This is a genomic window from Georgenia sp. G2120 (assembly GCF_055326485.1).
This window is the reverse complement of sequence record NZ_JBUZNL010000002.1, coordinates 347,235-367,023: the sequence shown is the minus strand read 5'-3', so window position 1 is coordinate 367,023 and position 19,789 is coordinate 347,235. Positions and strand designations below refer to the sequence as shown.

Below are 19,789 nucleotides of genomic sequence, written 5' to 3'. Positions count from 1 at the left end.
CGAGTAGCGCGGGCAAACCAGATGGCCAGCACCGGGCAGAGCCGGTGGCCATCACTGGGCAGTCCTTGTGGCCGTCAGCGGGTCATTCCCTGGCCACCTATGGGCAGCTTTTCATGGCCGCTGACAGCTCGGCGACTCGGTCACATGGTGCACCTCGACGTCAAGAAGGTCGGCAGGATCCCGGACGGTGGCGGATGGCGAGCCCACGGCAAGGACAGCCCGCAAGCCCGAGCGGTCGCGCGCACCAAGACCCGGGGATTGAAGACCGGATACGTCTACCTGCACTCCGCGATCGACGGCTACTCGCGCCTCGCCTACACCGAGGCGCTCGCTGATGAGAAGGCCGCGACCGCGGTCGGATTCCTCGCCCGTGCCCGCGACTGGTTCGCAAGTCACGGCATCACACACATCGAGCGGATCGTCACTGACAACGGGGCCTGCTACCGCGCTGCAGCTTTCGCCGCCGCGCTCGACGGCTCGCGACACCAACGGATCACTCCGTACACGCCTCGGCACAACGGGAAAATCGAGCGCTACAACCGAATCCTTGTCGACGAGTTTCTCTACGTCCGGACCTGGACGTCGGAAGCGCAGCGCAGCGCGGCCCTTGACGTCTGGAACCTGCACTACAACTACCACCGGCCGCATGGAGCGGCGGACTTGCAGCCACCGGCGACGCTGGTTCCGCTTCGCGTCCACAACGTCCTGGCGTCCTACACCTAGCTGTCACCGCGTTGAACTCAGCCGTCGCACGCCGCGGCGCTGACGGCGTCGACGTGGCCGGGTGCATCGTGCACAGCGACCGAGGCTCGCAATTTCGAAGCCGAAGATTCGTCCACCGCCTCGGGCACCATCAGCTCCTCGGGTCCATGGGCCGAGTCGGTGCCTGCGGCGACAACGCCGCGATGGAATCCTTCTTCGCGCTCCTGCAAAAGAACGTCCTCAACCAACGCCGCTGGGACACCCGCGAAGAGTTGCGCATCGAGATCGTCACCTGGATCGAGAGGACCTACCACCGCCGACGACGCCAAGACCGCCTCGGCCGATTGACGCCCATCGAATACGAGACCACCATGACCACACCAGCCGACCAGGCTGCGTGACTACCCACTGTCACCTATCCGTGCAGCAGTCCCCGATGCAAGCTGTCCGGCTTGACCATGACCCATGACGGAATGGGCTATTTCGGCTTCATCGAACCGTACAAGGCCTACGTCGAGGTCATGAGCTTCGATCGGCTCGTCAACGCCGCAACGGAGCGGAGCCGTGCCTTCTTCGACAAGCTCGGCCTGCCCTCGAGCTAGATGAGATGGCGCACGACGACGAAGACCTTGAGGAGGGTCCTGGGCAGGAATCCGGCGAGGAGGACGACTCGCCGGTCGACGGCGCGGAGGCTCCGACCCCGGACGCAGTCTCGTCACCCGCGGCCGACTTCCGGATGCCGGAAGGGTTCGCGCAGTCTTTGATGCCTAGCTGTTGCGGGGCAGGTGGTTATTGACGGTGAAGCGGTGGCTCCCACCTGCCTCCGAGCGACGAGCGTCAGGCAGTCTGTCGCGGCGGCTTGACTCCGACCTTCGTTGCTCCGTGCCCTGAGGTGGCCAGCAAACTCTCAAGGAGGCCTGGGAACCGCTCTTCGAGGTCGTCGGCCCGGAGATGTACGTAGCAGCGGGTGCCTTCCTCACGAGTCCGCGTGACTCCCGAGGACCGGAGCACCTTCAGGTGATGGCTGAGGGTGGAGTTCGCGACGGGCGCATCCAACTCACCCCACTGTCGCTCGACACCGTCGGACAGTAGTCGCACCAGGCCCAGCCGCAGGGGGTCGGACAGCGCGGCAAGGAGGGTGGTCAGCGCCACTTCGTCCAGATCAGGGTGATGTGCATCTTTCGCCACGAGTTCAGTATCGCACTGGACCCACCTTATTCGATGTTCGCCGAACATCGAATAAGGTGGGTCCATGAGACAACACCGACTCCCTGGCTGGCTGATAGGCCTCTTCGTCGCCACGCTCGCGTTGGGCACCGATGAGTTCGTGATCGCCGGCCTCCTACCCGAATTGGCCGCCGACCTACAGATCACCACGGGCGCAGCTGGTCAACTGATCACCGTGTTCGCCCTCACGTTCGCGCTCGGTGCGCCGGTGATGGCAGTCGTCTTGGACCCGTATCCACGACGGCGGGTCATCCTGACCGCCTTGGCGGTATTCATGATCGCCAACCTCGCCGCCGCCATCGCGCCCACGTTCAGTAGCTTGATCGCGCTCAGGGCAGTGGCCGGTCTTGCCGCTGCGGTGGTGTCGTCCACCGCGTTCGCGGTCGCGGCGCAGGGCGCTCCGTCCGATCGGCAGGGTCGCTATCTCTCAGTCGTCACCGCGGGTCTAACCGTGGCACTGTTCACCGGAGTGCCTGTCGGGGCATGGATTGGCGGGCTATTCGGGTGGCGGTCGACATTCGTGCTGATCGCGGTCGTAGCGCTCGCCGCCATGATCGTCCTCGCAGCGGGGCTGCCCCAGCTTGAGGGAGCCCCGGCAGCGGGTCTGGTCGAGCGACTCAGCCCTCTACGCAACGTGCGCGTGCTGCGGCTCGTCCTTGCCGTGACCCTCTGCGGGGCGGGCGGTCTGATGTTCTACAGCTACCTCTCGGCCCTCCTGGAACGCAGCCAGGGCAACACGCAGGCACTGCCCTGGGTGCTTCTGATGGTGGGCATCATCGGCGTCCCCTCAGCCTTCCTGGGTGGCCGGCTTGCAGACCAGTACGGCGGGCGACGCAGCCGGCTCATCGTCGTCGGCGGACACGCCCTGGCCCTCGTTCTCGTGGGCAGTCTGCTCGCACTGAGCGCGCCCTTCCCGCTGCTGCTGCTCGGCATCGCCACCTGGTCTGTCTTCGCTTGGGCCCTCAACCCACCCCTGCAGGCCAGCACCATCGAAGCCGCACCCGCCGCGCCCATGACAGCCATCTCGCTCAACATCTCCGGCCTCTACCTCGGTACCGCGGCCGCCGCCGGTGTCGGCGGGATCATCGTCGACGGACCCGGGGCACTCTGGATCCCGTTCGCCGCGGCCCTCGCGCTGACGCTCGCGTGGATCAGCGCCTCATTCCGAACGCCGCAGCCAGCCGTGGTCACGGCATGACCCACCGCAACGCACCCCTGTCCATCGAAGGACGCCGCCGGCTTGTCGAACGCTGCAAGACCCGTCCCATCGCCCACGTCGCAGCAGAGATGGGAATCTCCCGCGCCTGCGCATCGAAGTGGGTCAACCGGTGGCGGCATCACGGCGATGCTGGCCTTCACGACCGCCCATCGACTCCCCATCGGAGTCCGCACGCGACGCCCGCATGGGTCATCGAACACATCGAGACCTGGCGGCGCGAACACAAATGGTCCGCCCAGCGCATCACCGACGAACTCGCCGACCTCGGGGTCAGGATCAACCGCCGGACAGTCACCCGGCACCTGAGCAGGCTCGGCCTCGGCCGACGCCGGTTCATCGACCCCGGCGGCGACAACAACCGCAAGCCGGGCAAGATCACCGCCCGCTGGCCCGGGCACATGGTGCACCTGGACGTGAAGAAGGTCGGCAGGATCCCCGACGGCGGCGGATGGCGCATCCATGGTCGTGGCAGCGACCAAGCCAAGGCCGCCGACCGCGCCAAGTCAGCTGGCGCACGGCGCGGATACACCTACCTGCACTCGGCCATCGATGGCTTCTCCCGGCTCTCCTATACGGAGCCACTACTCGACGAGAAGGGAGCGACTGCGGCAGCGTTCCTGACCCGCGCCAAGGTCTGGTTCGCTGCCCACGGCATCACCCACATCCACCGCGTCGTCACCGACAACGGCGCGTGCTACCGCTCCGGCGACTTCGCCCGGATCGTTGGCGATCGGTCCCGGCATCAAAAGACAAAGCCCTACACGCCGCGCCACAACGGGAAGGTGGAGCGCTACCAGCGAATCCTGGCCGAAGAGCTGCTCTACGCCCGCGACTTCACCAGCGAGGACGCGCGTTCAGCAGCGATCGCGGTCTGGAACATCCACTACAACTACCACCGACCACACTCAGGCGCAGGCGGTCAGCCACCGGCATCCCGATTGCGGGAAGGCGTCACGAACGTCCAGCCCTCATACACCTGTATGAGGGCCAGACGTTGGTGACGCGAGCACGGAGCCGAGATGCTGGGGGATGTCCGCCCGCTCCACTGTGGGGGCGGTGGTAGTTGTAGTGGATATTCCAGATTTCGATCGCGGCGTCGCGGGCTTCTTCGCTCTTGAACTCTCGGGCGTATAGCAGTTCCTCGGCCAAGATTCGCTGGTAGCGCTCCACCTTCCCGTTGTGTCGGGGCGTGTAGGGCCTGGTCTTCTGGTGTCGCGTGCGGTTGCCGACGATTCGAGCGAAGTCGGCCGAGCGGTAGCACGCACCGTTATCGGTGATGATGCGGTGGATGTGCGAGATCCCGTGAGCGGCGAACCAGGCCTTAGCTCGGGCGAGGAACGCTGCCGCCGTGAGTCCCTTCTCGTCGGTCAGCGGCTCGGTGTACGAGAGTCGGGAGAATCCGTCGACGGCGGAGTGCAGGTAGGTGTACCCCCACTTCGCCCCAGCTGACTTCGCGCGACCCGCGGTCCTAGCCTGGTCGCTGTTGCGCCCGTGAATGCGCCAGCCGCCGCCGTCAGGGATTCGGCCGACCTTCTTCACGTCGAGGTGCACCATATGGCCGGGCCAGCGGGCGGTGATCTTCCCTAGCTTGCGATTGGTGTCGCCGCCAGGGTCGATGAATCGGCGTCGGCCAAGGCCGAGCCGGCTCAGGTGTCGGCTGACGGTACGCCGGTTGATCCTGACGTCCAGCTCGGCGAGCTCGTAGGCAATGCGCTGGGCGGACCACTTGTGCTCTCGCCGCCAGACCTCGATCTGTTGGATGACACAGGCGGCTGTCGCGGTACTGCTGTGGTGGGGCGTCGAAGCACGGTCTTGGAGCCCGGCTTCGCCATGGCGTCTCCACCGGTTGACCCACTTCGAAGCGCACGCGCGTGAGATGCCCATCTCGGCAGCTACGTGCGCGATCGGCCGGGTCAGGCACCGATTCACGAGCCGGCGTCGACCTTCAAGGCTCAACGGAGCATTAGCGTGCGTCACTTGGCAGCCTCCACATTCCGTACCCGCGGGGCGATCATGCGCAGCGTGGGCAGCATCACGAGGAGTGCGAGAGCGGTCAGCGCGGTCGCTGCCCACACGGGACCAAGGTTGCTCGAGCTCTCGAGCGCTACCGCTCCGAGCGCCGGACCAGCAGCGGCCCCGATGTTGAGAGCGGCAGTCGCGTAGGAACCACCCATGGTGGGCGCTTCCGATGCTGCGTAGAGCACTCGAGCGATCATGGTGCTTCCCACAGCGAATGCCAGCATTCCCAGCAGGAACACCAGGACGAGCAGCGGCACGGAGTGCCCAGCAAGCACCGCGAGCAACAGCCACCCAACTAACAGGAGCGGCGCGGCCACAACGAGGAGCGTTCGCGGGTGCTGGTCAGACAGTCGCCCGGCAATGCTGACTCCCATGAAGGACCCGATGCCGAACAACACCAGAGCCACCGGTACCCACACCTGGCCCAGACCCGCTGTCCCGGTCACGACCGGCGCGAGGAACGTAAACGCGGCGAAAGTCCCGCCATTGACCAGCGCAGCGAGCAGCATCGCCGTGAAAAGACGGGGCACGCGGAGCTGCGCCAACTCGAAGGCGAGAGACAGGCCATCGTTGGCTTCGTCCTGCGTGTCTCTCGGCTGTGGACGGATCCCGGTGAGGATGCCGATTGCAGCAGGAACGCACAGGAAGGCTACCGCCCAGAACGTGGCCCGCCATCCCAGCGCCGTGCCAAGTAGAGCCCCCGCGGGAACACCGGCGACCATGGCGATCGTGGTGCCCGAGAGGAGGATGGCAAGAGCGCGGCCCTTCCGGCTGGGGGCCACGAGGCGGGTCGCGGTGCTGAGTGCAACGGCCAGGAAACCGGCGTTGGCAACCGCGGCAACCACACGAGTTGCGAACAGCACGGAGAAGGTCTCGGCAGTGGCGGCGACGACGTGACAGGCAGCGAAGATGACCACGCACCCGAGCAAGGTGGTCCGGGCGGGCCACCGACGGGTGAGAGCTGCCATGGCGGGCGCACCGAGAATCATCCCGACCGCAAAGGCAGAGGTGAGTAACCCAGCTGTGCCGACAGAGACACCGACACTGGCGGCGATGTCTGGCACGAGGCCAGCAAGCATGAACTCAGATGTGCCCATGGCAAAGACAGCCAGGGCAAGCAGGTAGAGGGCGAAGGGCATGGAGGGCTCCGAGGAACGAGAACGAAAAGGGGGAAACGTCTCGTCACCACGGCCAGCGCCCAGGGAGCTGCCCAAGAGCCCGCTCAGCGCACAGGCGCAGGCGGCGGGTTAAGGACTCAGGAGGTCTGGGGGCTGACGGTGTGACCGAAAGCCCCCTGAGTGTCTGATTCAGGGCACGCCATGCTCTTCACCCTACCGACGCTCCCTCGACACTGCACATCCTTTGCGCGCGCCGCGGCATCGTCATCAACGTCCTGCCCCGCAACAGTTAGTTGGCTCAACTCTATCACTATGCACACTGACGGTGACGGCGTTAGTTATGGACGGCGCTTACGTCAAAGGGTAATCTGGGTACATGAACGAGCGCTCCACTGCACACCGCAAGGCAGCCATCTACCTTCGCATCAGCCAGGACCGCGAGATGGATGGGCTCGCCATCGACCGACAGCGTGAGGACTGCGAGAACCTCGCGCGGTTCCGGCGCTGGGACGTCGTTGAGACGTACGTGGACCAGTCCAAGAGCGCCACCGATCGAACCGCGATCCGTCCGGACTACGACCGCATGGTCGCCGACTACCTGCTCGGGCGGTTCGATGCGATCATCTGCTACGACCTCGACAGGCTCACCAGGCAGCCCCGGCAGTTGGAGGACTGGATCGATGCCGCCGAGCTGCGTGGTCTCGCCCTCGTCACGGCCAATGGTGACGCGGACCTCTCCACAGACGGTGGGCGCATGTATGCACGCATCAAGGCCGCCGTGGCGCGTGCTGAGATGGAGCGCAAGAGCGCCCGTCAGTCCGCCGCCCAGCGTCAGCGCGCCATGCAAGGGCGTGCTCCGAAAGGCATGCGCCCACTCGGCTACGCCGTCGATGGTGACGTGATTCCTGGCGAAGCCGAGGCGGTGAGGGCGATCTACGACCTCTTCACGAGGATCGAGCACCCTGAGTCGCTACGCTCGCTCGCGCGGGCGCTCAGCGGCACTGGGGTGATTGACGGTCTCTCGCCCCTTCCCAAGCACACGCACACCGTGAGCGTCGAACGCGCTGCCGCCCGCGAGCAGCAAGGCCTCGAACCCCGGCCGATCGTCGAAGACGGTCCGTGGTCTCCCTCAACAGTGCTGGGCATCCTGCGGAACCCGCGCTACGCGGCGCTTAGCACGTACACCCCGAAGTTTGCCCAGGCGGACGGGAAGCGGCGCCGGATGTGGAAGGCACAGATCCTCCGTGATGACGCTGGAGAGCCGATCCGGGGGCAGTGGGAGCCGATCGTTAGCGATGAGACGTGGTGGAAGGCGCAGCAGGTCCTCGATGACACGGAGCGGGTGACGAACACATCCGGCTCGACCAAGCGCAAGCACCTCGGGAGCGGGCTCTACCGGTGCGGATACGTCGACGAGGAGACCGGCGAGGTGTGCGGTAGGAAGGTAACCGGGGCACCGCGCGGCTACAAGTGCGCAGGGCACATCGTCCGCTCGGGCGCCGCCATCGACGATTTCGTCATGACGGTCGTCGCCAAGCGTCTTGCACGCAAGGACGCGACGGTGATGGTCGAGGTCGCGGACGGTGGACCGCATGCTGCAGGCATCGACTCGGCGATCAGCGGCCAGCGGGCGCGCATTCTGCGCGCCGAGGCCGACTACGACGCCGAGATCATTGAGGCCCGCGACCTCAAGCGCGTACGGGACGCCGCAGAAGCGCGTATCCAGGAGCTGGAGGCCGAAAGGCTCATGCAAGGGCGCGCAGGCGCGCTGTCGCCGATCCTGGGCGTCGATAATCCTGCCGAGGCGTTCCGGGGTGCTTCACTTGACCTCCGCCGTCAGACCATCGACGCCCTTGCCACGGTCACGCTTCTCCCACAGCCGCGCGGGCGCAAGGGGTTCAGGACCGAGTCTGTCGCCGTCGACTGGAGGTAGACCTCCCATTGGCTAGCCACGCGGAGCGTGGCCGGGAGACCTCTTGAGAGCGGCGACGTGGCGTAAGCGCGTCGATTCACCGAGCACGACTGCCTGTCGCGCCCGCCGCTCTCCTCAATCACGGAGGAGACCCGCCATGACCACCCGAACGAACACCGATACCACGCCCCGAGCCTGGATCGGCTGCCTCGCCTGCTACAACAACGCTCGCCTCGTCGGCGAGTGGTTCGCGGGCGAGTCCGCCGACGAAGTCACCCTTGCTGACGTCCACGGCGGCGCTCACCGCGTGCGCCCTGGATGCGAGGAGCTGTGGGTCATGGACCACGAGAACGTCCCCGCCTCGGGCGAGATGAGTCCGTCGGAGGCCGCAGAGTGGGCTCGCGTCATCCTCGCGGTCCCCGAGCATCAGCGCGATGCTCTGTGCGCCTGGACGGCCTCCGGCAGCTACGTCGCAGAAGGCACTGGAGACCTGCCGTCTGTTTCCGACTTCGAAGAGCGCTTCTGCGGAACCTGGGGCAGCTTCCGGGACTACGCCGAGACCCTCGCCGAGGAGATCGGCCTCATCCCGCAGGACGCCCCGGAACAGCTTCTGCGTTACTTCAACTGGGATGCCTGGACGCGTGGCTACGTCGGTCAGATACGACACCACTTGTCGGTCTGTTCTGACACCACGAGCAATCGATGAGATGACATGTCGATTGGTTTCGACACCAGGGTCGCGAGGGAGTGGGTTGGTCAGGCGCGGAGGTTTAGCTGCTTGCCGCGGAGGTGAGGCACGCCGCGAGGTCCTGCCGTAGCCGAAGTTGCTGTTCTGGGGACAAGGGGGCGAACACTTGCTTCTCCGCGGCGCGAACCGCAGTGCTGGCCCGGCGAAGGATGGCCTGCCCGTCCCAAGTGAGCATGCTCGGTAGCGCCCGTCCGCGGGGTGCCTCGTCGGGCCGGGTGAGGAGTCCGCGCTCTTGCAGTCGGCGCAGGACGAGATTCATCGACTGCCGGGTCACGAAGGCGCGGCGGGCCAGCTCGGAGTTCGACAGTCCTGGGTTCTGCCCGAGCAGCTCCAGGCAGGCGTACTGGGGAACGGTCAAGTCCAGGGGTCGCAGGGCCTCGTCCATCGCAGTGCGGAGTGAGGCATGCACCTGCTTGAGGACGTAGCCCACCGAGAGCTCCAGTTCGCCGACCAACTCTTGCCCCATGTCAGCAGTCTGACATACGCTCGATGTCAACACACTGACATCAGGAGGTAGATCATGGCTGGCAACGTCACGTACTTCGAGGTCCCTAGCAGCGACATCGAAGCGACCCAACGGTTCTGGGGCTCGCTGTTCGACTGGACGTTCCGCGAAGGCAACTTCCCGGGCTACTCAATGATCGACGGGCCCACCCCCATGGGCGGTGCACCGCACGAGGATGCGTCCCGGCATCCGCGGATCTTCTTCGCCGTCGAAGACATTCACGCGGCAGTGGCGCGGGTGCGCGAGTTGGGTGGCACCGCCGAGGACCCCGTGACGATCCCATCCGGTGCGTTCGCCCACTGCGTCGATGATCAGGGCGTGGAGTTCAGCCTTTCCCAGGAGCCAGGAGAACAGGCTTGAGTCAAGCCGATGCCCGGGTAGACGCCGCGCCTTCAAACTTGATGAAGCCGCTGTTACCGCTGGCCGTGGCGACGTTCGCGGTCGGGACCGACGCGTTCGTGATCGCGGGGCTCTTGCCCGCTATCGCAACGGACCACGACGTCAGCGTCGCCGCGGCCGGGCAGCTAGTGACGGTGTTTGCGCTGACACTCGCGATCGCGGCCCCGGTATTGAGCTGGCTGTTGAGCTCGATCGATCGCCGGAAGGCACTCCAGCTCGCGCTGGCCGTGTTCGTCGTCGGGAATATCGCGACCGCGCTGAGCCCGAACTACCCGATCATGATGTCGGCTCGGGTCCTCACCGCTCTTGGTGCTGCGACCATCACGGCTTCGGCATCAAGTGCGGCCGTCGCGATAGCACCCGAGGAACGCCGGGGCCGGGCGATGGCCCTCGTCATCGGCGGCCTGACCCTGTCGACCGCATTGGGCATGCCGGTCGGCAACCTGATTGGCAGTGTCGATTGGCGATTCACTCTGTGGGCCGTTGCGGGACTGGGGATGCTCGCCGCGATCGGGATCTCGGTGTCGTTGCCGAGGGTGTCACTCCCAGCCGTCAGCCTGACCGCCAGGCTTGCGCCACTGCGCCAGGTCAACGTGCTCACGATCCTGATAGCGACGACGCTGGTCATGGCCGGGCACTACACCCTCTACAACTACATCGGTGCGCTCACCGCCGACGCCACGGCGGACTCGTTTCCCCAAGCGCTCACCCTGATCCTCTTTGCCTGGGGCCTGGGAGTCTTGGCCGGCAACTTCGTCGCCGGGTTCTGGGCGGACAAGCGCTCAGGCCTGGGAGTCGCGGTGGTCGCACTCGGCAGCGGCACGATACTGCTCGCGGTCAGCCCGCTCGCCGTGGGTCACCTGGCGCTCGTGCTCGTCTGGGCCGTCGTCTGGGGAGCAACTGACGGGATGGCCTCGGTGGTGCAGCAACACCGGCTGGTGATGATCGCGCCCGCCTCCGCACCACTGCTGTTCGGGCTCAACTCCTCAGCGATCTACGTCGGCGTCGCGATAGGGGGCGTCCTCGGCGGCGTGTCTCAGGGGTGGTTCGCCATCACCCTGCTCGGCATTCCTGCGGCCGCCATGGCGTTGCTCGCCACGATGGTGACCGTCGTTGAGGGGCGACGGAGCAGGCGTGAACGAAGAGCACGGGGTCAGGTCGAGTACGCCCGCTAGGACGAAGGCGTGCACAGAAAGCCATGGACCAGAGTCGAGTAGAGCTGTTCGCCGCGATCCGGCGTGATGCTCGCGCTGGGATGTCGAAGCGGGCGTTGCAGCGAAAGCACGGCGTCGGGTACCGCACCGTCGCAGCCGCCCTGGTGTCGGCGTGGCCACAACCTCGCAAGGCGCTCCCGCGCCGTGCTTCACGGCTGGACCCCTACCGTGAGGTCGTCGACGGGTGGCTACGGGACGATCTGGATGCGCCAAGGAAACAGCGCCACACTGCGAAGCGGATCTATGACCGTCTTCTCGACGAACACGATGCCCGAGGCGCGGTCTCGTACGGGATGGTGCGCGACTACGTCGCGACCAAGCGACGCGAGATCCGGATCCAAGCCGGCCGGGGACAGTCAGCCGGATTCGTGCCTCAAGAGCACCTACCCGGCCATGAGGCAGAGGTCGATTTCGGCGAGGTCGCGATCAAACTGCGCGGCGAGCTGGTCACCTGCACCCTGTTCTGTCTCCGCCTCTCCTACTCCGGCAAGGCCGTGCACCGGATCAGCGCGTCAGCCGGGCTGGAGGCATTCCTCGAAGGGCACACGCACGCATTCCGCGTCCTGGGCGGCGTGCCCACGGACAAGATTCGCTACGACAACCTCAAGGCCGCAGTCGCCCAGGTCATCGGATTCTCCCGGCAGCGGGTCGAGACCGAACGCTGGACCGCATACCGGTCCCACTACGGGCTCGAGGCCTTCTACTGTCAGCCCGGAATCCAAGGTGCCCACGAGAAGGGAGGAGTCGAGGGGCAGATCGGCTGGTTTCGTCGCAACCACCTCGTCCCTGTTCCGGAGGTCGACTCGATCGCCGAGCTCAATGCGATGGTCGACGCATGGGACCTCGAGGACGAACAACGCCGGATAGGCACTCGCGCCCACACCGTCGGGGAGCACTTCGCAAACGAGCTCCCACTCCTGCAGCCACTGCCCGAAGAAGAGTTCGAGACCGGCCTCTGGTCCACCCCACGCGTGAACAGGTACGCCCAAATCACGGTCCGGATGAACACCTACTCCGTCCCCGTCCGATACATCGACCGCAAGGTTCGGGTGCTTCTGCACGCGTCCCAGCTGGTCGTCTACGACGGGCGCTCCGAGGTCGCTCGCCACGAGCGACTGATGACCAAGGGCGGCACCCGCGTCGAGCTGGACCACTACCTCGAGCTCCTACTCCGCAAGCCTGGAGCGCTTCCCGGCGCGACCGCGCTGGAACAAGCCCGCGCCGCTGGCCGCTTCACCCCGATCCACGACGCCTGGTGGGCAGCAGCCTGCAAGATCCACGGCGACGCCGAAGGCACCCGGGCGCTGATCCAAGTGCTGCTCCTTCACCGCCACCATCGACACGAGCAAGTCGTCGCCGGAATCGCCGCAGCGCTCAAGGCCGGGGCACTGACCGCCGACGCCGTCGCCCTGGAAGCCCGCAAGTTCGCCGACGATGAAACCGGGGCGGCCACTCCGGGAGGGCTTCAAGACGAGGAGCAAGGGTCGTCCCCGCCACCCGTTCGATCGCTCACCGAGCAGCGCCTCCGGACCAGGCTCCCCGAAGACGACCGGCCATTGCCATCAGTCGATAGGTACGACCAACTCCTGTCGAGCCGAACCCGCACACGAGCCGAACCTTCCTGAGGAGCCCACCATGAACACCCGTCGCCGCGGCATGACCGAGGAAGCTGCCGATGCCTCGATCGACCAAGCGTGCCGCATGCTCCGACTACCCACTATCCGCCAAGAGTTCATCGACGGTGCCGACCGCGCGGCCGCGGAGCAGATGTCCTACCGAGGGTTCCTCGCCGAGCTCCTCCTGGCTGAATGCGACGACCGTGCCCGCCGTAGGTCCGAGCGACGGATCAAGGCCGCAAAGTTCCCCCGCGAGAAGTCCATTCGGGCGTTCGACTTCGACGCCAACCCCAACATCGACCCCGCGACCGTGCACACCCTCGCAAAGTGCGAGTGGGTCAAGAACGGAAAGCCGCTCTGCCTCATCGGTGACTCCGGAACTGGCAAGAGCCACCTCCTCATCGGGCTCGGGACCGAAGCAGCCATGGCTGGTCACCGGGTCAAGTACACCTTGGCGACGAAACTCGCCAACGAACTCGTCGAAGCCGCCGACGAGAAGGTCTTGTCCAAGACCATCGCCCGCTACGGCCGCGTCGACCTGCTCTGCATCGACGAGCTCGGCTACATGCAACTCGACCGTCGCGGTGCAGAGCTGCTGTTCCAGGTCCTCACCGAACGTGAGGAGAAGGCCTCCGTCGCGATCGCCTCCAACGAGTCGTTCTCCGGCTGGACCAAGACCTTCACCGACCCGCGACTCTGCGCCGCCATCGTTGACCGTCTCACCTTCGGCGGCACGATCATCGAGACCGGCACTGACTCCTACCGCCTCGCCCACACCGCCCGGCAAGCAAGTCCGCACAACTGACCTGGGAGCGGTGTCGATGCTCATCGACACCGCTGATCTAGATCTGGCCCAAGTGGTGTCAGAACAGACCGACAAGTGGTGTCGTATCTGACCGAAAGAGCCAGACGCGCGACCTCGAACACGACTACACGGTTGTCCGAGCCGACGCGATCTCCGTGTACGTCTTCAGGGACCTGTGAAGGGAACGATCATGAGTGCTGAGTCCAACGCCTACAGCCATGCCGAATCGTTTCGCTGGTGGGTCGGCAACCCCGAGATGGGCGATGAGGAGGCTCACCTCCATGACCTGCTCGCCCTGCACAAGGCAACCGTCGAACTGATCCGCCAGCAGCGCGACCTTCTCGGGTATTACGACACCGATGCCGAGCTATTCGGCGATGACCCCGACGTCGACTGAGTTCAGAGTGCCCGTAGCTTCGGCTACGGGCACTCACTTTTCTTCCGACTACCAGCCGCGGTAGCTCTCGTACAGCTTCTTTCCGAGCCACCAGAGCAGCCAGGCGAACAGAGCGCATCCGCCGAGGGCGGCGAGGGCAATGAGTGCCTTCGCCCACCAGGCACTCGCGGCGGCGAAGGAGTCCCAGGCCCATCCGAGCAGCGGTCCGAGGCCGAGCATCTGCGTGATCCCGCCGACCATCCCCGTGAGCATGATGAACGCGACGGTGAACGGGACCAGGGCAAGGCACATACGACCTACCGTCGCCCAGGTGACCCTCGCCGAGAGTCGCTCGACTCGCCGCTCGGCCCGCCCGACGGCGCTGACCACTTCGTGGGCGCGGCCGGTAAGCTCGGCGAGCTTCTCGGAGCCGAGCCTGACCACCCGCTCTTCGAGCCCCTCGACGGTCTTCTCGACCCTCTGGACGGGAACCTCGACAGCCTCAGCAAGTCGGTCATCGAGTACCTTCACAGCGTGCTCGGTGAGCTTGCCCGTGTCGATACGGACGTGGCCGCGCTTACGGACGGCCTCGGCGAGGTCAGCCGAGGCTGAAGTCGTCGTCTTCAGCTCCTCGCTGATCTTCTGTGTCATCGTGTATGCGGCCAGGTCCGCCCTGGTGACCGAGGACCCGTCGGGCAGCTTCACGACCTCGCTGCTGCTCAGCTGCTGCGCGACGGCGCTCAGCGTCTTCTCGATCTCGTTCAGCCGCTTCTTCGTCTCGGCGTCGAGCGGCAGCGTGGAGGGAAGCTCGTGCTGCCGCGAGGTCGACAGGCGATCCAGTCGCGTCATCTGCTCCTCGTCCATCACCTTCACGTACTCGGTCAGGTCGGCGACGGTGTTCGTCAGCTTCGCGATCTGCTGCATGTCGGCGTCGCGCTGTGAGATCAAGGCCTCCAGGAGCTCCGTAGTCTTCTGCTGCTCGTCGGCCTGCTTGATCCTGTCCAGCGCTCCCATGAGCCTGTCCCTTCTGTGCGTGATAGTCGAAGATCTCTTGAGCACCTTCGGCTGTGAATTCGGGTGCCAGCGCCGAGGCCTTCTTCCGTCCGAGCTTCCCGTTGTCATCCCGGCGCATCTTGTAACTCCAACCGTCGCGGTTCGTCACCGCGAGCGTGACCCCGTGCTCGGCGAGGACGAGCTCGAACGCCTCGCGATTCGTTGAGCGCGAGTCGGTCAGTGCGTAATAGACCTTGTCGCCGAGGACCTGCTCGAACCCGCCCGGAGAGAAGGCCTCGCGGCGCAGCTCCCAGTCGGGCTTCGGTTCCTCAGGGTCGGGGAGCACCCGCAGGCCCTCGTCTGCCATCAGCTCGTCGTTCAGCTGGCGCAGTCCGTGCTTCCACGATGTGTACCGCTGGAGGCTCTTACCGGTGAGGTTGTCGTGGTTGATGACCAGGATGTGTGCATGCCCGTGACCTCCGGCGGAATCAGAGTGCACCGCGACCATGTAGTCAGCGCTGTGCATGCGTTCCGCAAGTTCGACGGCCACGTCCCGGATGCGTTCAAGGTCGGCCTGCGAGGTCACGTCGAACTCGTCAGGGTGGAACGCCAGAACGTAGCTCTGAAGTTGGTTCGTTCGGCCATGAGCAGCGGCGTGCGCCTCAGCACACGCGATGAACTCCGCCGGAGTCGACCCGCCGTCGACCATGGACATCGCATACGCGGCCGCACGTGTCGATCCGACCCTGAGGAGCTCCCTGCGCACCTCAGGGTCACGCCCGTAGAGGATGTACCCCACGGCTCCTGCAGCATTGGTCGAGGGGCGGACGTTCACGGTGCTCATGTCCGCGTCCGGTCGCCGAGCGAGGCACGCACCTCGTCCACCGCAACCATCACCTCGTGAAGGAGGCCGTCATCGACGGCAGCACCCTTGCGGAGCGCCTGGTTCAGGTTCACACCAACTCGACGCAGCTGCTCTACTGCAGGAACAAGAGACGTAGGCGCCGCCTCCTTCACTCCCGCGTTGTTCTCCAGCTGATCGACCTTCGAGGACCTCGAGTCCAGCGCGTCGAACATGACGGCACGAGCCCATGCGCTCGGCTTGACGCCGAGCACGTGGGCACGGCGGCGGATCGCATCGCGATCAGCCACCGTCAACCGCACGTCGAGAGAGACCTCCCGACGACGGCTGTTCCGAGGCTCCACCGGAGCCTCGGCCGACCCTGCCCTCTGCGCAGCACCACGACCGGTGTTCACCTGGGAGTCGTGGTGCAGCTCCGCTGCCAGGGCCGGGTCTTCCGCACACCCCTCCGCGCGAGCCCGACCAGCGCTGCTTGGGGAGTTGTGCTCGCTCTCCGGGGCGTACGGAAGACGGCCAGCAGGGTTCTTGTCGGACATTTCGCTGACGCTCATATCCTCCAAGAACCGCTGGCCCTCGTCCTCGGTCGCTGCGCTCCCTGCGGGCGAGGGGGTCCCGGGACGCTGACGCAAGTCCCGGATCGGAGTCGTCAGCCGTTCCACGGTGCCGCCTCCTCATGCTCGGGATCGACGGACTGCGAGGCAGTCCCGTCGTTCGCCGACACCGAAGGCGATGCCGCCTTCTTCGCACGCCTCGACCTCTTCGCCTTCTCTGCCTCCAAGGTATCGGCCGCCTCCTCGGAGAGCCGGTCGTAGAGATCGGGGCTTTGGTCGCGCAGCAGATTGATGACCTTCTCGTCGATGCGGCGCTGTTCAGCGGCGGCAGCACGCTTCAGCTTGGCGATGCGCTCGGACGCACGGCGGCGCTCCTGATCGATCAGCTCGTCGAGGTTCGTCTTGGTCTTATTGCTCATGGTCAGTTCTCCTTCCCGTTGAGAGGGTGGCCCTCTCCGAGGACAAGCGACGCAATCTCGGACGGGAGGTCGAGAGCAGCGATGATCGTGTCTTCGGGCAGGCCTTCGTCTCGTGCTTCCTGCACGTCCTCACGAAGCAGGTCGAGCGCTGCGCCAAGCACGAGTGCCTCAGAGCGCAGGGAACCCTCGATCGTGGTGCGCCGGGGGTCGCGGGCCTGCCAGGCGTCGCCGGGTGCGCGTCCGCTGATCAGCCAGTCCGTCAACGAGACGCGCGCGGCGCCCCTGTCCTGAATGTCCTTCATCAGGTCGTCCAGCATCTGGTCGTCGCTGTTCATGGTCGTTCCTTTCGAGTCGTTGAGTTGGTCAGTACGGGAGCCGGTCGGCGTCCGTAGGCTGTTCGCCGGACGCCATGGACGTCATCCGGCCGAGATACGGGTCGAGCGTGTCGATGGGGAGCATCTGGGACGCCCGCTCGGGCCGGCGGGCGTTGTCCCAGTCACCGCGCGAGACGGTGCCGAGCCCCCACTCGCCGAGCCAGTCGAGCCGCTCGGCGATGCTCAACGAGCGGTCGGCGAGAGTGGGGATCGTGGTCACACCCTGGCGATGCGCCATGACGATGGACATCAGCACAGCGCGCTGCGGGGTACTGATTCGGCGACCCTTACCGTGCGCGAACTTCACGTTCCAGTCGTGCCATTCAGAGACGGTGCGCAGGCATCCGGTCTCGGCCATGTCGCGGGCGATCTGGCGAGCGCGCAGGCAGTCCTCGACCCGTTCCCACGGCTGCGTGGCGAAGGTCGCCATCTCCTCAACCGAGCCGTCCGGCAGGGGCACCATCTCGGGTGTCATGGAGGACATAACGGGCTGGCGCTTGAGGTCGTAGTCCATGCTGACCGAGCGCTCGATCCGGGACGGCAGGAAGTCTTTCCGGTCCTCCTTGCGTGACAACTCCTGGAACGAGGGGAACCGCGTGTACCCGTTGGGAACCCGACCTTCCCTGCTCACGACGGAGGCCAGCAACAGCTCGCGGTCCTCGATACTGTCAGGGACAATATCTTTCGGTGCCTTGAGGCCGTTGTGAGCGCATACGCCACCGAGGTCGAGAGAGACGTTCCCGCGCGTCGTGAAGTTCACCAAGTCGGACTGCGCGTGCTTGGTCTCCCAGATAGACGGGTCCCCAGTCAGGGCAACCCGGGCATCGCCGAGCACCTCTTCCAGACCGTAAAGGTCGAGGGCGGCGACCTCGTCCACGGTAGCGTCCGTGATGAAACCGTCGGTCGTCACCGAGTAGACATCCCTACCGTTCTCGCTCAGCTGGTTCATCGTCGCCAGCAGCTGCGCCCGGACCAGTGACGTGGTCGTGGCCGCGTGATAGGGGCTGGACACAGCGGAACCGCCGACGTTGTCCATCTCCTGCGCACGTGCATCCCAGGACCGCTGCTCAGCCACGTCCTGCGCCGTCTTCCCATAGATGCTGTTCACTCCGGTCTTGAGGGTCTGCTCTTCCAGAGATCCCTTGCCGAACAAGGTCTTGGCGGTGTTGCGGTCGTCGATGAGCTGCTTGACGCCATGCCGGAGGGAGAAGCTCGGGCCACCGTCGTGCTGCCGCTCACGACCGAGATAGCCGATCTGGCAGTGCACCTCAGCACCCAGGGTGAGCGCGAGCCACAGCTCCGGGCCGCACACCCATGTCCCGGCGACACCCTCGGATGTGCGCGGGTAGATGAGCGTCCCGTCGGCGACGATGGGCAGGCACGGGTGCAGCACGTTGGTCGGGAACGTGAAGGACACGAAGCCTACGAAGGGCGTCGTGGCCGTCGGCACGTCATCAACGGAGAGGACCCGCTCATGCACGACTTCCTCGATAGCACCAGCCTCCCAGTCGATGTCACGGACCAGCGCCATCGCCGTCGGGTATGCGTTCTGTGCGTCGATGTCCACGGTCGGTACCGGGTAGTAGCCAGGCATCGGGCAGCTGTTGAGACCACCGTGGTAGGCGCGAGCGAACGCCGACGACAGCTGAGCAGCAGCGCCGTCCAGCGGGTTCCGTCCACGCTTCGCATAGAAGCTCAGGCGGTCGCCCTCCTCGACAGCCTCGACACCCTCATCCTCGTCCACCAGCCCGGCGAACAGCCGACGGAACTCGGCCGGAGTGGAGGCACCGAGGTAGGCGCTGCCCGAGTTGACGAGGGCAGCGGCAGCACCACCGCTGAGAGTGATCGGCGGAACGGTGCCGTCGCCCCACAGCCGGGCGAGGTACTCGACGACGATCACCGCGTCGTTGACGCCGTACTCCAGAAACTCCGCGAGGTGTTCACGGCGATAGTCGGTCATCCTGGAGATCCAGCAATCCGGCACGTCGAGCTTCGCGACTCCGCACGCCTCGCCGAGCGCTGCCAGTGTCTTCTTCCCTGCCGGAGCCTGCGACATGGTGTCGCGCACGGTCACTGACAGGCTCTGCCACCAATGCCCGTTCTCGTTGCCGCGCTGGGAGCGAAACGGCAGGAGAGTCACGAGGCCACCGGCCGCCGAGGTCAGGCGGACGAGGGGGTCCAGCTCCCGGGACTGACCACCCGAGCGGAACGTCGTCAGGTCGGCAGCGCCGTAGTGGCAGGCGAGGACGAGGGGAACCCTCAGCTTCGCGAGTGCCTCCCGGCGCTCATCCCAGTCATCCGTCCAGAACACCGAGCGAGGCACACCGCGCGGGCCCACCCCGGTGGGCACCAGAGGGGACCGCCACAGCTCAGCTGCTGCGACTACGGTCCACAGCGCCGTGTGCAGGGAGATGCGCGCACCGGAGCCCAGCGGCGGCAGGATGACGACCTCGACCATCACCGATGGGTCGAGCGGATCAGGTACGGCGAGCTGGTAAGAGTCGACGACCCGAGCACCGCCCACGGTCGTGAACTCGGTGTCGAATCCGACGACGATCCCGGCGCGGCCCGTGCCCATCGCCTTCACCGACGGGAGCTCGCCGAACGCGGTCGTCGGCACCGACATGACCCCTGCGACGGCCCCCGGCGAGGGCGGCGCCCAGCCGGTCGCAGAGCCACGGTCACACGGTCGAAACCCGGGGCTCCCCATAGGGGCTATTGACCGTGCCC

19 protein-coding genes and 3 pseudogenes are annotated in these 19,789 nt (G+C 65.9%); 12 read left to right on the top strand and 10 right to left on the bottom strand.

Annotation, left to right across the window (positions count from 1 at the left end; translation table 11 throughout):
• Window positions 1-120: 120 nt before the first annotated feature.
• The 3 genes and pseudogenes from ACZLMO_RS03845 to ACZLMO_RS03835 form a co-directional block, all read left to right on the top strand.
• Window positions 121-723, top strand: a pseudogene (locus tag ACZLMO_RS03845) (integrase core domain-containing protein); the annotation flags it as partial.
• Window positions 720-1,103 (top strand): annotated as a pseudogene (locus ACZLMO_RS03840) (IS3 family transposase); the annotation flags it as partial. The pseudogenes ACZLMO_RS03845 and ACZLMO_RS03840, both read left to right, overlap by 4 nt.
• 51 nt (window positions 1,104-1,154) lie before the next feature.
• Window positions 1,155-1,304: a hypothetical protein gene (locus ACZLMO_RS03835; RefSeq protein ID WP_463652897.1), complete on the top strand. Its 150-nt coding sequence runs from the start codon at window positions 1,155-1,157 to the stop codon at window positions 1,302-1,304.
• A gap of 235 nt (window positions 1,305-1,539) precedes the next feature.
• Here the strand turns inward: ACZLMO_RS03835 and ACZLMO_RS03830 are convergent, their stop codons facing one another.
• Entirely contained in the window at window positions 1,540-1,890 is a 351-nt protein-coding gene (locus ACZLMO_RS03830; RefSeq protein ID WP_463652896.1) for an ArsR/SmtB family transcription factor, read from the bottom strand.
• A gap of 64 nt (window positions 1,891-1,954) precedes the next feature.
• Here ACZLMO_RS03830 and ACZLMO_RS03825 point away from each other — a divergent pair, with 64 nt between their 5' ends.
• Both ACZLMO_RS03825 and ACZLMO_RS03820 read left to right on the top strand, forming a co-directional pair.
• On the top strand, window positions 1,955-3,127 hold the full coding sequence (locus tag ACZLMO_RS03825) for an MFS transporter (RefSeq protein WP_463652895.1): 1,173 nt from the start codon (window positions 1,955-1,957) through the stop codon (window positions 3,125-3,127).
• The gene (locus ACZLMO_RS03820) at window positions 3,124-4,149 is read left to right on the top strand and encodes an IS481 family transposase (protein ID WP_463652903.1); all 1,026 of its coding nucleotides are present in this window, start codon (window positions 3,124-3,126) and stop codon (window positions 4,147-4,149) included. The genes ACZLMO_RS03825 and ACZLMO_RS03820 overlap by 4 nt, the downstream gene beginning before the upstream one ends.
• Here ACZLMO_RS03820 and ACZLMO_RS03815 read toward each other — a convergent pair.
• The gene (locus ACZLMO_RS03815; protein ID WP_463652894.1) at window positions 4,100-5,125 is read right to left on the bottom strand and encodes an IS481 family transposase; all 1,026 of its coding nucleotides are present in this window, start codon (window positions 5,123-5,125) and stop codon (window positions 4,100-4,102) included. The two genes, ACZLMO_RS03820 and ACZLMO_RS03815, sit on opposite strands and share 50 nt — an antisense overlap.
• Window positions 5,122-6,306 (bottom strand): Cmx/CmrA family chloramphenicol efflux MFS transporter, encoded by a 1,185-nt coding sequence (locus tag ACZLMO_RS03810; protein WP_015780278.1) that lies wholly within the window; start codon window positions 6,304-6,306, stop codon window positions 5,122-5,124. The genes ACZLMO_RS03815 and ACZLMO_RS03810 overlap by 4 nt, the downstream gene beginning before the upstream one ends.
• Window positions 6,307-6,661: 355 nt before the next feature.
• Between ACZLMO_RS03810 and ACZLMO_RS03805 the strand changes: the two genes are divergently transcribed.
• Both ACZLMO_RS03805 and ACZLMO_RS03800 read left to right on the top strand, forming a co-directional pair.
• Window positions 6,662-8,218: a recombinase family protein gene (locus ACZLMO_RS03805; RefSeq protein ID WP_463652893.1), complete on the top strand. Its 1,557-nt coding sequence runs from the start codon at window positions 6,662-6,664 to the stop codon at window positions 8,216-8,218.
• A gap of 136 nt (window positions 8,219-8,354) precedes the next feature.
• On the top strand, window positions 8,355-8,903 hold the full coding sequence (locus tag ACZLMO_RS03800; RefSeq protein WP_463652891.1) for an antirestriction protein ArdA: 549 nt from the start codon (window positions 8,355-8,357) through the stop codon (window positions 8,901-8,903).
• 64 nt (window positions 8,904-8,967) lie between these two features.
• Here ACZLMO_RS03800 and ACZLMO_RS03795 read toward each other — a convergent pair whose 3' ends face one another.
• Window positions 8,968-9,411 carry a MarR family winged helix-turn-helix transcriptional regulator gene (locus tag ACZLMO_RS03795; protein ID WP_463652890.1) on the bottom strand — a complete coding sequence of 148 codons (444 nt, stop codon included), beginning with the start codon at window positions 9,409-9,411 and terminating at the stop codon, window positions 8,968-8,970.
• A 54-nt stretch (window positions 9,412-9,465) separates the two neighbouring features.
• On the opposite strand from ACZLMO_RS03795, the gene ACZLMO_RS03790 reads away from it, so the two are divergent.
• From ACZLMO_RS03790 to ACZLMO_RS03770, 5 genes are all read left to right on the top strand, one after another.
• Complete coding sequence (locus ACZLMO_RS03790) at window positions 9,466-9,810, top strand: VOC family protein (protein ID WP_463652889.1); 345 nt, start codon at window positions 9,466-9,468, stop codon at window positions 9,808-9,810.
• Window positions 9,807-11,024 carry an MFS transporter gene (locus ACZLMO_RS03785; protein WP_463652888.1) on the top strand — a complete coding sequence of 406 codons (1,218 nt, stop codon included), beginning with the start codon at window positions 9,807-9,809 and terminating at the stop codon, window positions 11,022-11,024. The genes ACZLMO_RS03790 and ACZLMO_RS03785 overlap by 4 nt, the downstream gene beginning before the upstream one ends.
• A gap of 23 nt (window positions 11,025-11,047) precedes the next feature.
• On the top strand, window positions 11,048-12,688 hold the full coding sequence (istA, locus tag ACZLMO_RS03780; protein WP_463652887.1) for an IS21 family transposase: 1,641 nt from the start codon (window positions 11,048-11,050) through the stop codon (window positions 12,686-12,688).
• Between the two features lie 10 nt (window positions 12,689-12,698).
• Window positions 12,699-13,484, top strand: a complete 786-nt coding sequence (istB, locus tag ACZLMO_RS03775; RefSeq protein WP_463652886.1) for an IS21-like element helper ATPase IstB — start codon at window positions 12,699-12,701, stop codon at window positions 13,482-13,484.
• 175 nt (window positions 13,485-13,659) lie between these two features.
• Window positions 13,660-13,881: a hypothetical protein gene (locus tag ACZLMO_RS03770; protein ID WP_125106244.1), complete on the top strand. Its 222-nt coding sequence runs from the start codon at window positions 13,660-13,662 to the stop codon at window positions 13,879-13,881.
• A gap of 48 nt (window positions 13,882-13,929) precedes the next feature.
• Here ACZLMO_RS03770 and ACZLMO_RS03765 read toward each other — a convergent pair whose 3' ends face one another.
• From ACZLMO_RS03765 to ACZLMO_RS03740, 6 genes and pseudogenes are all read right to left on the bottom strand, one after another.
• Window positions 13,930-14,874 carry a hypothetical protein gene (locus ACZLMO_RS03765; protein WP_463652885.1) on the bottom strand — a complete coding sequence of 315 codons (945 nt, stop codon included), beginning with the start codon at window positions 14,872-14,874 and terminating at the stop codon, window positions 13,930-13,932.
• A gap of 340 nt (window positions 14,875-15,214) precedes the next feature.
• Window positions 15,215-15,562 (bottom strand): annotated as a pseudogene (locus ACZLMO_RS03760) (relaxase/mobilization nuclease domain-containing protein); the annotation flags it as partial.
• Between the two features lie 131 nt (window positions 15,563-15,693).
• Window positions 15,694-16,251: a plasmid mobilization protein gene (locus ACZLMO_RS03755; protein WP_463652884.1), complete on the bottom strand. Its 558-nt coding sequence runs from the start codon at window positions 16,249-16,251 to the stop codon at window positions 15,694-15,696.
• Between the two features lie 110 nt (window positions 16,252-16,361).
• The gene (locus tag ACZLMO_RS03750) at window positions 16,362-16,685 is read right to left on the bottom strand and encodes a hypothetical protein (protein WP_463652883.1); all 324 of its coding nucleotides are present in this window, start codon (window positions 16,683-16,685) and stop codon (window positions 16,362-16,364) included.
• A gap of 2 nt (window positions 16,686-16,687) precedes the next feature.
• On the bottom strand, window positions 16,688-17,020 hold the full coding sequence (locus ACZLMO_RS03745) for a hypothetical protein (protein WP_397554959.1): 333 nt from the start codon (window positions 17,018-17,020) through the stop codon (window positions 16,688-16,690).
• Between the two features lie 28 nt (window positions 17,021-17,048).
• Window positions 17,049-19,685, bottom strand: coding sequence for a hypothetical protein (locus tag ACZLMO_RS03740; protein ID WP_463652882.1), 2,637 nt, complete (start codon window positions 19,683-19,685; stop codon window positions 17,049-17,051).
• Between the last annotated feature and the right edge of the window lie 104 nt (window positions 19,686-19,789).

What these genes read in the sequence shown, in the direction of transcription:
- ACZLMO_RS03825 (WP_463652895.1), top strand. Translation starts at nt 1,955, where the DNA reads ATGAGACAACACCGACTCCCTGGCTGGCTGATAGGCCTCTTCGTCGCC.
- ACZLMO_RS03820 (WP_463652903.1), top strand. Translation starts at nt 3,124, where the DNA reads ATGACCCACCGCAACGCACCCCTGTCCATCGAAGGACGCCGCCGGCTT.
- ACZLMO_RS03810 (WP_015780278.1), bottom strand. Translation starts at nt 6,306, where the DNA reads ATGCCCTTCGCCCTCTACCTGCTTGCCCTGGCTGTCTTTGCCATGGGC.
- ACZLMO_RS03805 (WP_463652893.1), top strand. Translation starts at nt 6,662, where the DNA reads ATGAACGAGCGCTCCACTGCACACCGCAAGGCAGCCATCTACCTTCGC.
- ACZLMO_RS03800 (WP_463652891.1), top strand. Translation starts at nt 8,355, where the DNA reads ATGACCACCCGAACGAACACCGATACCACGCCCCGAGCCTGGATCGGC.
- ACZLMO_RS03795 (WP_463652890.1), bottom strand. Translation starts at nt 9,411, where the DNA reads ATGGGGCAAGAGTTGGTCGGCGAACTGGAGCTCTCGGTGGGCTACGTC.
- ACZLMO_RS03790 (WP_463652889.1), top strand. Translation starts at nt 9,466, where the DNA reads ATGGCTGGCAACGTCACGTACTTCGAGGTCCCTAGCAGCGACATCGAA.
- istA (WP_463652887.1), top strand. Translation starts at nt 11,048, where the DNA reads ATGGACCAGAGTCGAGTAGAGCTGTTCGCCGCGATCCGGCGTGATGCT.
- istB (WP_463652886.1), top strand. Translation starts at nt 12,699, where the DNA reads ATGAACACCCGTCGCCGCGGCATGACCGAGGAAGCTGCCGATGCCTCG.
- ACZLMO_RS03765 (WP_463652885.1), bottom strand. Translation starts at nt 14,874, where the DNA reads ATGGGAGCGCTGGACAGGATCAAGCAGGCCGACGAGCAGCAGAAGACT.
- ACZLMO_RS03755 (WP_463652884.1), bottom strand. Translation starts at nt 16,251, where the DNA reads ATGTCCGACAAGAACCCTGCTGGCCGTCTTCCGTACGCCCCGGAGAGC.
- ACZLMO_RS03750 (WP_463652883.1), bottom strand. Translation starts at nt 16,685, where the DNA reads ATGAGCAATAAGACCAAGACGAACCTCGACGAGCTGATCGATCAGGAG.
- ACZLMO_RS03745 (WP_397554959.1), bottom strand. Translation starts at nt 17,020, where the DNA reads ATGAACAGCGACGACCAGATGCTGGACGACCTGATGAAGGACATTCAG.
- ACZLMO_RS03740 (WP_463652882.1), bottom strand. Translation starts at nt 19,685, where the DNA reads ATGTCGGTGCCGACGACCGCGTTCGGCGAGCTCCCGTCGGTGAAGGCG.